General features: G+C 67.2%; 11 protein-coding genes. 6 read left to right on the forward strand and 5 right to left on the reverse strand.

Features of this window, described 5'->3' with window-relative positions:
* Positions 1-23 precede the first annotated feature (23 nt).
* The gene (fusA, locus tag ACWF99_RS23175; RefSeq protein ID WP_056814212.1) at positions 24-2,126 is read left to right on the forward strand and encodes an elongation factor G; all 2,103 of its coding nucleotides are present in this window, start codon (positions 24-26) and stop codon (positions 2,124-2,126) included.
* A gap of 136 nt (positions 2,127-2,262) precedes the next feature.
* A complete protein-coding gene (gene tuf / locus ACWF99_RS23180) occupies positions 2,263-3,453 on the forward strand; it encodes an elongation factor Tu (RefSeq protein WP_358109020.1) in 1,191 nt (396 codons plus the stop codon).
* A gap of 76 nt (positions 3,454-3,529) precedes the next feature.
* Here tuf and ACWF99_RS23185 read toward each other — a convergent pair whose 3' ends face one another.
* Positions 3,530-3,886: a nitroreductase/quinone reductase family protein gene (locus ACWF99_RS23185; protein WP_378634355.1), complete on the reverse strand. Its 357-nt coding sequence runs from the start codon at positions 3,884-3,886 to the stop codon at positions 3,530-3,532.
* Between the two features lie 209 nt (positions 3,887-4,095).
* Positions 4,096-4,527 carry a PPOX class F420-dependent oxidoreductase gene (locus ACWF99_RS23190; protein ID WP_378634358.1) on the reverse strand — a complete coding sequence of 144 codons (432 nt, stop codon included), beginning with the start codon at positions 4,525-4,527 and terminating at the stop codon, positions 4,096-4,098.
* A gap of 275 nt (positions 4,528-4,802) precedes the next feature.
* Between ACWF99_RS23190 and fusA (ACWF99_RS23195) the strand changes: the two genes are divergently transcribed.
* Complete coding sequence (gene fusA, locus ACWF99_RS23195; RefSeq protein ID WP_452537330.1) at positions 4,803-6,881, forward strand: elongation factor G; 2,079 nt, start codon at positions 4,803-4,805, stop codon at positions 6,879-6,881.
* A 53-nt stretch (positions 6,882-6,934) separates the two neighbouring features.
* Here the strand turns inward: fusA (ACWF99_RS23195) and ACWF99_RS23200 are convergent, their stop codons facing one another.
* Entirely contained in the window at positions 6,935-7,837 is a 903-nt protein-coding gene (locus ACWF99_RS23200; protein ID WP_378634363.1) for a helix-turn-helix transcriptional regulator, read from the reverse strand.
* A 102-nt stretch (positions 7,838-7,939) separates the two neighbouring features.
* On the opposite strand from ACWF99_RS23200, the gene ACWF99_RS23205 reads away from it, so the two are divergent.
* The gene (locus ACWF99_RS23205) at positions 7,940-9,454 is read left to right on the forward strand and encodes an MFS transporter (protein ID WP_452537331.1); all 1,515 of its coding nucleotides are present in this window, start codon (positions 7,940-7,942) and stop codon (positions 9,452-9,454) included.
* A gap of 13 nt (positions 9,455-9,467) precedes the next feature.
* Here the strand turns inward: ACWF99_RS23205 and ACWF99_RS23210 are convergent, their stop codons facing one another.
* Entirely contained in the window at positions 9,468-10,085 is a 618-nt protein-coding gene (locus ACWF99_RS23210; RefSeq protein WP_378634368.1) for a TetR/AcrR family transcriptional regulator, read from the reverse strand.
* Positions 10,085-10,441 (reverse strand): SPW repeat domain-containing protein, encoded by a 357-nt coding sequence (locus tag ACWF99_RS23215; protein WP_378634370.1) that lies wholly within the window; start codon positions 10,439-10,441, stop codon positions 10,085-10,087. The genes ACWF99_RS23210 and ACWF99_RS23215 overlap by 1 nt, the downstream gene beginning before the upstream one ends.
* Before the next feature lie 218 nt (positions 10,442-10,659).
* On the opposite strand from ACWF99_RS23215, the gene ACWF99_RS23220 reads away from it, so the two are divergent.
* Together ACWF99_RS23220 and ACWF99_RS23225 are read left to right on the forward strand one after the other, a co-directional pair.
* Positions 10,660-11,859: an NAD(P)/FAD-dependent oxidoreductase gene (locus ACWF99_RS23220; RefSeq protein WP_452537332.1), complete on the forward strand. Its 1,200-nt coding sequence runs from the start codon at positions 10,660-10,662 to the stop codon at positions 11,857-11,859.
* A gap of 66 nt (positions 11,860-11,925) precedes the next feature.
* On the forward strand, positions 11,926-12,690 hold the full coding sequence (locus tag ACWF99_RS23225) for a glutamate racemase (protein ID WP_379223306.1): 765 nt from the start codon (positions 11,926-11,928) through the stop codon (positions 12,688-12,690).
* Positions 12,691-12,701: the final 11 nt, after the last annotated feature.

Here is a 12,701-nt window from a genome sequence, read left to right on the forward strand (position 1 = left end):
CGTCACTTAAAAGGGAGAATTTCGTGGCACAGGACGTGCTCACCGACCTGAACAAGGTCCGCAACATCGGCATCATGGCCCACATCGATGCGGGCAAGACCACCACGACCGAACGCATCCTGTTCTACACCGGTATCACGTACAAGATCGGTGAAGTTCACGATGGCGCGGCCACGATGGACTGGATGGAGCAGGAGCAGGAGCGTGGTATCACCATCACCTCCGCGGCTACCACCTGCTTCTGGAAAGACAACCAGATCAACATCATCGACACCCCCGGGCACGTCGACTTCACCGTCGAGGTGGAGCGTTCGCTGCGCGTGCTCGACGGCGCGGTCGCGGTGTTCGACGGCAAAGAGGGTGTCGAGCCCCAGTCCGAGCAGGTGTGGCGTCAGGCCGACAAGTACGACGTGCCGCGTATCTGCTTCGTGAACAAGATGGACAAGCTCGGTGCGGATTTCTACTTCACCGTGCAGACCATCAAGGACCGTCTCGGCGCTCGTCCGCTCGTGATCCAGCTGCCGATCGGCGCTGAGAACGACTTCGAGGGCATCGTCGACCTGGTCGAGAACAACGCCAAGGTCTGGAAGGGCGAGACCAAGCTCGGCGAAGAGTACGAAGTCGTCGAGATTCCGGCCGACCTCAAGGAGAAGGCCGAGCAGTACCGTCAGGAACTGCTCGAGACCGTCGCCGAGTCCGACGAGGCACTGCTCGAGAAGTTCTTCGGTGGCGAGGATCTCACCATCGAGGAGATCAAGGGCGCCATCCGCAAGATGACCGTCAACTCCGAGCTGTACCCGGTGCTGTGCGGTTCCGCGTTCAAGAACAAGGGCGTTCAGCCCATGCTCGACGCGGTCATCGATTACCTCCCTTCCCCGCTGGACGTCGAGGCCACCACCGGCCACGTGCCCAACAAGGAAGAAGAGCTGATCACCCGCAAGCCGAACGTCGACGAGCCGTTCGCGGCGCTGGCGTTCAAGATCGCGGTGCACCCGTTCTTCGGTGAACTCACCTACGTGCGTGTGTACTCGGGTCAGGTCGCCTCCGGCGCCCAGGTCGTCAACTCGACCAAGGGCAAGAAGGAGCGTCTGGGCAAGCTGTTCCAGATGCACTCCAACAAGGAGATGCCGGTCGCCACGGCTTCGGCCGGCCACATCTACGCGGTCATCGGCCTGAAGGACACCACCACCGGTGACACCCTGTCCGACGCGCAGAACCAGGTCGTCCTCGAGTCGATGACCTTCCCGGATCCGGTCATCGAGGTCTCGATCGAGCCCAAGACCAAGTCCGACCAGGAAAAGCTCGGCACCGCGATCCAGAAGCTGGCGCGCGAAGATCCGACGTTCTCGGTCAAGCTCGACCAGGAGACCGGCCAGACCGTCATCGGCGGCATGGGCGAGCTCCACCTCGACATCCTCGTCGACCGTATGCGTCGCGAGTTCAAGGTCGAGGCGAACGTCGGCAAGCCGCAGGTGGCCTACCGCGAGACCATCACCAAGAAGGTCGAAAAGCACGAGTTCACCCACAAGAAGCAGACGGGTGGCTCCGGCCAGTTCGCGAAGGTCATCATCGCCCTCGAGCCGTTCGTCGGCGAAGACGGCGCGACCTACGAGTTCGAGAACAAGGTCTCCGGTGGTCGCGTGCCCCGTGAGTACATCCCGTCGGTCGACGCGGGCGCCCAGGATGCCATGCAGTACGGCGTGCTCGCCGGCTACCCGCTGGTGAACCTGAAGGTCAGCCTGCTCGACGGCGCGTACCACGACGTCGACTCCTCGGAAATGGCGTTCAAGATCGCGGGTTCGCAGGCCCTCAAGGAAGCGGCCCGTAAGGCCGGTCCGGTGATCCTCGAGCCGCTCATGGCGGTCGAGGTCATCACGCCCGAGGAATACATGGGCGACGTGATCGGCGACCTCAACTCCCGCCGTGGCCAGATTCAGGCCATGGAGGAACGCAGTGGTGCCCGTGTCGTCAAGGCGCTGGTTCCGCTCTCGGAGATGTTCGGTTACATCGGTGACCTGCGGTCCAAGACCCAGGGTCGCGCGAACTACTCCATGGTGTTCGCCCAGTACGCAGAGGTTCCGGCCAATGTGTCCAAGGAGATCATCGCCAAGGCGACCGGCGAATAAAACCCTCTTGCGGTCCAGTGGCACACTGGACCGCAAGTGCCGGGCGTCAAGTAATACCCCCGATCCCCGCCTCCAGCGGGGATGACACACGCACTGCTGCAAATGCACGCACCAACAAGTCCAGGAGGACCCAAAAGTGGCGAAGGCGAAGTTCGAGCGGACGAAGCCGCACGTCAACATCGGCACCATCGGTCACGTCGACCACGGCAAGACCACGCTGACTGCAGCGATCACCAAGGTGCTGGCTGACAAGTTCCCGGATCTGAACGACGCGTTCGCGTTCGATCAGATCGACAAGGCGCCGGAGGAGAAGGCTCGTGGTATCACGATCAACATCTCCCACGTCGAGTACCAGACCGATAAGCGCCACTACGCGCACGTCGACGCCCCGGGCCACGCGGACTACATCAAGAACATGATCACCGGTGCGGCGCAGATGGACGGCGCCATCCTCGTGGTCGCGGCCACCGATGGCCCGATGCCGCAGACTCGCGAGCACGTGCTGCTCGCCCGTCAGGTCGGCGTGCCTTACATCCTGGTCGCGCTGAACAAGTCGGACATGGTCGATGACGAGGAAATCCTCGAGCTCGTCGAGATGGAGGTCCGCGAACTGCTGGCCTCGCAGGAATTCGACGAGGACGCGCCGGTCGTGCGTGTCTCCGGTCTGAAGGCCCTCGAGGGCGACGAGAAGTGGGCCGAGGCCATCGTCGAGCTCATGCAGGCCGTCGACGACTCGATCCCGGACCCGGTCCGCGAGACCGAGCTCCCGTTCCTGATGCCCGTTGAGGACGTCTTCACGATCACCGGTCGTGGCACCGTCGTCACCGGTCGTGTCGAGCGCGGCATCGTCAACGTGAACGAGGAGGTGGAAATCGTCGGCATCAAGGAGAAGTCGACCAAGACCACCGTCACCGGCATCGAGATGTTCCGCAAGCTGCTCGACCAGGGCCAGGCGGGCGACAACGTCGGCCTGCTGGTTCGTGGCATCAAGCGCGAAGATGTCGAGCGTGGCCAGGTTGTCGTCAAGCCGGGCACCACGACTCCCCACACGGAGTTCGAGGGCCAGGCGTACATCCTGTCGAAGGACGAGGGCGGCCGCCACACCCCGTTCTTCAACAACTACCGCCCGCAGTTCTACTTCCGTACCACGGACGTGACCGGCGTCGTTACCCTCCCCGAGGGCACCGAGATGGTCATGCCCGGCGACAACACCGAGATGCTGGTCAAGCTGATCCAGCCGGTCGCCATGGACGAAGGCCTGCGCTTCGCGATCCGCGAGGGTGGCCGCACCGTCGGTGCCGGTCGCGTCACGAAGATCATCAAGTGAGTCGGTAAGACCCACTGCACAACCTGAACGGCGTCGCTCCCCCGGGAGCGGCGCCGTTCGGCGTTTTCCGGGAGGGTCAGCCGGCCGCGGCGAGCCGCACGCGGACGGTGACCCGGCCCCGGGGATCGCGATGGGCGACCGCGTGGCCCGCATGGTCTGTGCCGTCGATGCGGAGGGTGACGGGGCCGCCTTCATCGAGAAAGTTGCGCCACCACTTCTTTTTGTCGGGCATCGCGGCGCCGATGACGTACTCCTCGCCGGAACGCCGATAGTTCACCGGCGTGGTGAACGTCCGCCCGGAACGCCGACCCACATAGCTGATCTGCGCGAACGACTTACCCAGGACCTTCCCGATGACAGGCGCTTCGGTCAACGCCACCACCCCGGCGTTCATCCCCTGCAATCCCCGACGCAACAACGATTCCTGAATCAACGGCTTCTCCTGCCTGATGAAGAACGGACGTGCTGTCCCTCAAGCTACCGAGGTTCCTTGGCAATGGGCTGAGAGTCGTTGTTGCGCAATCGCCGGCCCGGCCAGGCCGATCCGCCTGATCATCTACCCCGCGACAAGCCACGCGGGTGCGATCAGACATGCCCGGTTCGCCCCGGATGTCACCGAGTTCCTTTCGGCGACAACCTGACTCAGCGGATCTTGGCGCCGTAGACGTGCTCGACGGACAACGCCATGAGCACGCGGCGGTCGGCGACCATGACCTCGCGGTACTCGTTCCAGTCGGGGTGCTCGCCTGCGGCCGCGCGGTAGTAGTCGACCAGGGCTTCGACTTCTGGGCCGTTCGGGTCCGTGCCGGGGCCGGTCAAGGTGGCGGTGCCTTCGGCGGTGGCCCACGACCAGCCGTCGGCGCTGGTGACCTCGAGCGCGGCGCGCGGGTCGCGGCGGAGGTTGATCGTTTTGGCGCGGCCTTCGGTCATGGAGACATAGATGATGCCCGCGGCGCGGTCGTAGTACGGGGTGACGGGGGAGAGCTGGGGGCGGCCGTCGGACTTGATGGTGGCCAGGATGCCGATGCGGGAGTCGGCGATGAGGGCGTGCAGGTCGAGCGGGGTTTCGGGCATCGATCGGCTCCTAGGGGGTGGCGGGGCTGTTCGTTGTGACGAACCGCCGTGGTCGCGCGTTTATGCCCGGGCTGCGGAAATCCCGTCGACACCGCGCGATCGGGCGCGTAGAACTTGTCGCATGGTTACAGCACGTCCGCAGTCGCGGTTCTAGCTCGCATCGGGTCGTTCGTTCGGCGCCGGTGCGGCGCCGCGTGATCCGACGCCCGTGCCGTCCCAGGAACGCACAACTGGCGAGCGTCGATTCATCGACCGGACCAGCCTGGGGGATTCCCATGACCAGAATCGATCTCGCCCGAATACGCAATATCGGCATCGCCGCCCACATCGACGCGGGCAAGACCACGACGACCGAGCGGGTGCTGTTCTACACCGGCGTCACCCGCACCCTCGGCGAAGTGCACGACGGCACCGCGGTGATGGACCGGATGATCCAGGAGCGCGAACACGGCATCACCATCGCGGCGGCGGCGACCACCTGCTGGTGGAACGAGCACCAGATCACCATCCTCGACACCCCCGGCCACGTCGACTTCACCGTCGAGGTGGAGCGTTCGCTGCGGGTGCTCGACGGTGCGATCGCGGTATTCGACGCCAAGGAGGGCGTGGAGCCGCAGTCGGAGCAGGTGTGGCGCCAGGCCGACAAGTACGGCGTCCCGCGGATCTGTTTCGTGAACAAGATGGACAAGCTCGGTGCCGATTTCGCGTTCACCGTGCGGACCATCGCGGAGCGACTCCGGGTGCGCCCGTTGGTGATTCAGCTGCCGATCGGTGCGGAACGCGAGTTCGACGGCATCATCGACCTGGTCGAGATGACCGCCAAGGTATGGCGTGGCGACACCGATCGCGGTGCTCGCTTCGAGACCATCGAGATTCCGGAAGACTTGCGTACCAAGGCCTTCCAGCATCGGGATGCGCTGGAGGCCGCGGTCGCCGAGGCCGACGAGGAAGTGCTGGAGCGCTATCTCGCGGGCAAGGCGATCACCGTCGACCTCCTGAAAGCCGCCATCCGGCGGATGACGATCGACGCACAGGCCTACCCGGTGCTGTGCGGCTCGGCGCTGGCCAACATCGGCGTGCAGCCACTGCTGGACGCGGTTGTCGACTACCTGCCGTCGCCGCTGGATGTCGTGGCCGTGCACGGGTTCTCGCCGGAGGGCGAGCACATCCACCGCGCGCCCGATATCGCCGAGCCGTTCGCGGCGCTGGCGTTCAAGGTCGCGCTGCACCCGTTCTTCGGCAAGCTCGTCTACCTGCGGGTGTACTCCGGTACCGCCGAACCCGGTGCGACCGTGCTGAATTCGACCAATGGACGAAAGGAGCGTCTCGGCAAACTGTTCCAGATGCATTCGAGCACCGAGATCGCCGTCGAGCGGGTGCAGGCCGGGCAGATCTGTGCCGTGATCGGCCTGAAGGCAACGGGAACCGGCGACACCCTGTGCGATCGGGCAGCCCCCGTCGTCCTGGAGTCGATGACCTTCCCCGACCCCGTACTCGCCGTCTCGATCGAACCGAGGACCCGCGCCGACCAGGACAAGCTGGGCACCGCCCTGGCTCGGCTGGCCGACGAGGATCCGACGTTCACGGTGCATGTCGACGCCGAAACCGGTCAGACGGTCATCGGCGGCATGGGCGAACTGCATCTGGAGATCCTGGTCGACCGGATGAAACGGGAGTTCCGGGTCGACGCCGACATCGGCGCCCCGCGTGTGGCCTATCGCGAAACCATCACCGCGGCAGTCGATCTGTTCGAATACACCCACCGCAAGCAACAGGGTGGGCACGGGCAGTTCGCCAAGGTGGTGATCGCGCTGGAACCTCACGTGGCCGATGACGACGCGATCTACGAATTCGAGAGCCGGGTCACCGGCGGGCGCGTACCGCGGGAGTACATCCCCGCGGTGGACGCGGGCGCGCAAGACGCGCTGCGCGTCGGCACGCTCGCCGGCTTTCCGCTGGTGAACGTGAAGGTGACGCTGCTCGACGGCGCCGCCCACGTGCAGGATTCGTCGGAACTGGCGTTCCGTCTCGCGGGAGCGGCGGCGGTGCGCGCGGCGCTCGCGCGAGCGAAGCCGGTGCTGCTCGAACCGGTGATGGCCGTGGAGGTCGTGACGCCGGAGGAGTACGTCGGCGAGGTGATCGGTGATCTCAACGCCCGTCGCGGGCGGGTCACCGAGCTCACGGAACGGGGCGGCGCGCACATCATCCGCGCGCTGACCCCGCTCCAGGAGATGTTCGGCTACATCGGGGATCTGCGCTCGAAAACCCGTGGCCGAGCGAACTACTCGATGGTGTTCGACTCCTACGCCCCGGTCCCGCCGGGTGCTGCGGAGTCGATCATCGCGGGCAGTTGATCGACACCGGTGACGCCGCGATCCACGCGGCGTCACCGGTTCGTCGACGGGGCCTAGGTGGGGCTTCCGTCCGGTGTCTCGGAGTCGACCATCGCCGGCACCCGGCGCGTCCTGGTGGATCCGGCAGTGAGCAGGCGCAGCGCGTCTGCCGAACTCGCATCGCGCGCGGTGTACACCTCGAGCCGGTGGTCAGGACTGTCGGGCTGCAACCACACCTGATAGTCGACGTCGACACGGCCGACCGTCGGATGACGCAGATCCATCGGCCCGACGGTGCAATCGGCGACCTCCGCGCCGGCCCACAGCGTCGCGAAGGTCGTACTGCGCATGGCGAGTTCGCCGATCAGTTCGGCCAGCCGCGCGTCGGTGGGGTAGCGCCCCGCGGTCAGCCGGAGGTAGCCCACGTGAATGCGGGCGAGCTCGTCCCAGTTCCGGTACAGATCCCTGGCGAGCGGATCGAGGAAGAACAGTCGCGGAATCGAGGGACGTCGTGTGGGGTCCTCGGGCGCGGTGAAGTCGAGGTGCTCGCCGACGAGCGCGTGCCCGGCGTGATTCCAGGCGAGCACATCGCCACGGCGTCCGAGCACGACAGCGGGCATGGTGTCGCCGAGCGAGCTGAGCAGCGTGAGAACCCGCGGGTGTGGCTGTTCCGGTTCGGTCCGGACCAGATGCGGCACGGCCGGTTGACCTGCGAGGTTGTGCAGATGGGCCGTTTCGGCGGGATCGAGCTGGAGCACCCGGGCGATGGCGTCGATGACCTGTGCGGAAACGGTCCCGGCCTGATCTTGTTCGAGGCGTGTGTAGTACCCGGCGCTGACTCCGGCGAGCTGAGCGAGTTCTTCGCGGCGAAGCCCGGGGACGCGGCGGGTGACGCCGAAGGTGCGTAGGCCGATCCGCTCAGGGGTAGTTCGGTCGCGGCGGGACTTGAGGAACGTTCCGAGGCTTTCCAACTCCATCGTTCCGATCGTAGGCACCACCGGGCTGTCCTGCCTATCCCGGCCGGGTGTACCCACGTCAGGGGTCTGGTTGCCGCTCGCACGCGATCGCAGGGTGGGGACATGAATCGAATCGATATCGAGCTGCGGTCCTGGCTGGGCCTGCTGGTGGTGCTCGGCCCCGTACTGCTCGTCGCCATGGACGGCTCGGTGCTGTTCCTGGCCATGCCCGCCATCACCGAGGCGCTGTCACCCTCGGCCGACGAATCGCTCTGGATCCTGGACAGCTACGGCTTCGCGGTCGGCGCCCTGCTGATCGCGTTCGGCACCATCGGCGACCGTTACGGCCGCAAACGCCTGCTGATGATCGGAGCGGCGATGTTCGGCCTCGGCTCGGTAGGGGCGGCCTTCGCCACGAGCCCCGAACTGCTGATCGCCTTCCGCGTCCTGATGGGTGTGGCGGGCGCGACGCTGTTGCCGTCGGCGCTCGCCGTGCTCGGCACACTGTTCACCGACCCGCGCCGACGCGCGCAGGCCATCGGTATCTTCGCCGCCACCTTCGCCGCGGGTTTCGCGATCGGCCCGATCGTCGCCGGGCAGCTGCTCACCCGGTTCTGGTGGGGGTCGGTGCTGCTGATCAATGTGCCGGTGGTCGTGGCGTTCCTGGTGCTGGCGCCGATCCTGCTCGGTGAGGTACACGCGACCGGTGGCGGCCGCATCGATGTGGCGAGCGTGGTCACCTCGTCCGCCGGGTTGCTGAGTGCCATGTACGCCGTGAAACACAGTGCCGCGCAGGGTATATCCATGTCGTCGGTTGCGGCAGGGCTGGCCGGGGTGGCAGTGCTCGGGTGGTTCGGCCGCAGGCAACGGCGCATCGGCAATCCGCTCATCGACTTCACCTTGTTCGGCAACCCGGTCTTCGTCATCGCGATGGTCACCGGGTTCCTGCCGCTGGCGGCCTGGTCGGCGACCGCGTATCTGGCGGCTGTCTACCTGCAATCCGTTCTGGGCATCTCTATCGCCGACGCCGCGTTGCTCGCGGTTCCGGGTGCCGTCGTTCTCACTGTGGCCGCTGTGGTCACCCCGGCCGTCGTGGCCCGCGTCGGCCGCTCGGCCGCCTTGATCACCGCCCACTTCACGATCGCGATGGGGCTGTCGCTGCTGCTGCCGACCGGCACCGGCGGCGGGCTCGGCTGGTACATCGCCGCGACCGTGGTCGCCGGTTTCGGCTACGGCATCTCGTTCAGCGTGGTCGCCGACATCGCGGTCGCTGCGGTTCCGGCGGAACGGGCGGGCGCGGCCGCCGCGCTGGCCGAAACCGGCAACGAACTCGGCAACGCCCTCGGCATCGCCCTGTTCGGTTCGCTGGCCGCCGTGCTCTTCCGCATCCACGGCCCGGACCTCGCGCCGACCCTCGGTGAAACGCTGCGTCTGCCCGGGGTGGCCTCCGCCGAGCTCGACGACGCCCGCGGCGCCTTCGTCAGCGGATTGCACGTCGTCGCCGCTACCGCGGCCACCTTGCACGTGGTCCTCGGCTCGGTGGCCATTCGCGTTCTCCGGAGCAGGGCACTCGCCGTACGCAGATCGGACCCGGTCTCGGCCTCTCATCCGGGAGGCACGGTACACAGCCGAAGCTGATGGATCGACGCCCTCAGCCGAGGTGGGTCATTCCCGCCGCGACCACCTGGGCGACGTTCAGCAGGTCGTCGGCCGTCGGGACGGGGAGGTCGTCGAGGGCGTGGAGGCGGTCGGTGCTGGCGATCGCGAACATGGCGGACACCCAGGCCGCGGCGCAGGCGTGGAGGGTGCCGGGGCGGACGGGGACGGGGGTGCTGGCTTGCAGGACGCGGGTGGTGACATCGAGGAGCTGATCGCGCAGCGCGCGGAGTTTGCGGCGCACGTCGGGGTGGGTGTCGGCTTCGCGCCACATGATCACCCGCAGCACCGAGGAGTGATGGTCGCGCAGGTTGATCGCGGTGTCGAGGTTGATCAGGCTGGCGGCCGGATCGCCGGGGGTCACCAGGGCGGCGAGGTCGTCGATCGGGTGTTCGGGGACGCGTTCGCGCATGAGCGCGGACAGGATCGCGTTCTTGGTGGGGAAGTAGTAGAAGACCAGTCCTTTCGGCACATCGGCGGCCGCGGCGACGGCCGCGGTCGGCGTCGCGTCGAATCCCTGTGCGGCGAACAGGGTCTCGGCGGCATCCAGGATGAGTTGCCGGGCGTCGCCATCGCGTTTCGCGTTGCGGCGCCCGACTCGTCGGCCCGGCATCAGTGATGTGGAGCCATGTTGTGCAGGCGCTGGTTCATGGCAGGCAGCGCGGCGACCGCCACCACCGCCGTCACCACTCCGACCACCCAGGCGGTCCAGGACGCGCCGCTGAACGCGGTGAAGTCCATGGCCCACGGCGAGATGAACAGCAGCACGCCGAATACGCCCATCGCGTAGTCCGCGACGATCAGGTCGTCCCTGGCCATCTGGATCAGACCCGTCGCGGCGATGAGTACGCCGAGCACGATCAGGGTCCAGCGGGCGTTGTCGTTGGTGTCGAGCCACAGGGGCGACAGTGCGGTGAATGCGCCGAGCACAACGGCCAGAAAGTCCTGTGCGCGACTGTTGGTGAACATGGGAAATGCCTCCTCGTTGAGACGAAAAATACCTCTGACCTCGGTCTACTCCTGATTGACCGCCCGGTCGACATCGGAAGCGGCACGGTTGTGTTGCGACGTGGGTGTCACAGGTGACCCGGCGCACTGGTACAAACATCTGGGGGCCGTAGTGGTCCGCGACACAGCAGAAACATGGCACGAGCGGTCAGCGACCGAGCATGCCGAGAGGACACAATATGAGCGCGCCCATCGTGATCGTCGGAGCGGGTCTGGCAGGCCTGCGCACGGCCGAGGAACTGCGTCGGGCCGGATATGAGGGCGGTGTACTGCTGCTCGGCGACGAGACGCGCGCGCCGTACGACCGCCCGCCGCTGTCGAAGCAGTTCGTGCGCGGCGAGACCGACGACACCACCCTTCGCCCGCCGGAGTTCTTCGCGGACAAGAACATCGAGCTGCGCCTCGGCACCGCCGTCACCGGTGTCGACACCGCCGCGCGCACCGTCACCCTGGCCGACGGTGCCACCATCGCCTACGACCAGCTGATCATCGCGACCGGTCTGCGCCCCCGCAGGCTCCCCGGTCTGCCCCAGGTCGGGGGAGTGCACGTGCTGCGTGCCCACGAGGACGCCGCGACCCTGCGCGCCGAACTGGACGGTGCGAACCGGGCCCTGATCATCGGCGCCGGTTTCATCGGCTGCGAACTCGCCGCCAGCTTCCGTGCCACCGGAGTCGAGGTCACCCTCGTCGAACCCCAGCCGACCCCGCTGGCCTCGGTCCTGGGCGAGCAGATCGGTGGCCTGGTGGCGCGCCTGCATCGCGACGAAGGCGTCGACCTGCGCTGCGGTGTCGGCGTCGACACCCTGCGCGCCGACGATTCCGGCCGGGTGTGTGGCGCGGTCTTCACCGACGGCACCGACATCGACACCGACCTGGTCGTGGTCGGCGTGGGCTCGGTCCCCGTCACCGACTGGCTGGCCGACTCCGGTATCGAGCTGGCCGACAGGTCCGCGGGCGGTGGCGTGCTCGCCGACGAGGTCGGCCGTACCTCCGCCGACGCCGTCTGGGCGGTCGGTGATGTCGCCGCCTGGCAGCACGACTCCGGCGTCCGCAAGCGGGTCGAACACTGGACGAGCGCGGGTGAACAGGCAAAATTGCTGGTCACCGCCCTCCTCGGCGGTACACCGCCCACCATGGCCCGCGTGCCGTACTTCTGGAGCGACCAGTACGACATCAAGATCCAGGCCCTTGGCACCCCCTCGCCCCACGACGACGTCACCGTGGTCACCGACGACGGCCGCAAGTTCCTCGCCTACTACTCGCGCGACGGCATCCTCACCGCCGTGCTCGGTGCGGGCCTGACCAGCCAGGTGATGAAACTGCGCGCCAAACTGGCCACCCCCACCCCGGTGGCGGACCTCCTCGCCGCGGCAGGCTGAGCCCGCTCGGGCCGGTGCGTACGTGGTCGCGATCGGCCGAGCTCGCCGCTGTAATACGGTGTAGCGGTGATCGTCGCGCTCATCGATTCCGGCCTCGGCCTGTTGCCTACGGCTTCGTGGTTGCGCAAGCTGCGGCCCGACGTCGACTTGCTGCTGCTGCTCGACCCCGATGGCGCGCCCTGGGGGCCCAAGCCGGAGCAGTGGGTGGTCGAGCGGGTCGTCGGCACGGCACGGCAGGCGATCGAGGCGGGGGCCGAGGTGATCGTGCTGCCGTGCAATACCGCGAGTGTCACCGCGTTGGCGCATGTGCGGGCGGAGGTGGGGGAGTCGGTGCCGGTGATCGGCACTGTTCCCGCGATCAAACCTGCTGCCGCACAATGTAATTCGGTAGCCGTGTGGGCGACGGCGGCGACCACTGCCAGCCGCTACCAGGCCGATCTGATCGCCAGGTTCGGCGGTGACGCGAAGGTCGTCGGGGTCGCCTGCCACGGGCTGGCCGACGCGATCGACCGCGGCGACATCAAGGCGATCCGCGAGTCGATCGCCGACTCGGCCGCGCGCACCCCGGCCGACGTCGAGGGCGTTGTCCTCGGCTGCACCCACTATCCACTGGTCATCGACGCCATCGTCGCCGCACTGCCCGACGGGGTGCGCCTGTTCGACAGCGCCCAAGCCGTCGCCGCCCAGACCGTCCGCAAGATGGACGAACTCGGCCGCCCCACCACCGGCACCGGCACCGTCACCGTCCGCACGAGCGGTCGGCCGGGCGAGTTGCCCTCCGGTGCGGCGACATTCGAGTCGGGCCGCCTGCTCGGCGCGCTACCGGCCTGACCGGACGGCGG

The sequence above is a fragment of the Nocardia sp. NPDC055002 genome (genome assembly GCF_053608825.1).

What these genes read in the sequence shown, in the direction of transcription:
- ACWF99_RS23190 (WP_378634358.1), bottom strand. Translation starts at nt 4,527, where the DNA reads ATGCCCGAAACCCCGCTCGACCTGCACGCCCTCATCGCCGACTCCCGC.
- fusA (WP_452537330.1), top strand. Translation starts at nt 4,803, where the DNA reads ATGACCAGAATCGATCTCGCCCGAATACGCAATATCGGCATCGCCGCC.
- ACWF99_RS23200 (WP_378634363.1), bottom strand. Translation starts at nt 7,837, where the DNA reads ATGGAGTTGGAAAGCCTCGGAACGTTCCTCAAGTCCCGCCGCGACCGA.
- ACWF99_RS23205 (WP_452537331.1), top strand. Translation starts at nt 7,940, where the DNA reads ATGAATCGAATCGATATCGAGCTGCGGTCCTGGCTGGGCCTGCTGGTG.
- ACWF99_RS23210 (WP_378634368.1), bottom strand. Translation starts at nt 10,085, where the DNA reads ATGCCGGGCCGACGAGTCGGGCGCCGCAACGCGAAACGCGATGGCGAC.
- ACWF99_RS23215 (WP_378634370.1), bottom strand. Translation starts at nt 10,441, where the DNA reads ATGTTCACCAACAGTCGCGCACAGGACTTTCTGGCCGTTGTGCTCGGC.
- ACWF99_RS23220 (WP_452537332.1), top strand. Translation starts at nt 10,660, where the DNA reads ATGAGCGCGCCCATCGTGATCGTCGGAGCGGGTCTGGCAGGCCTGCGC.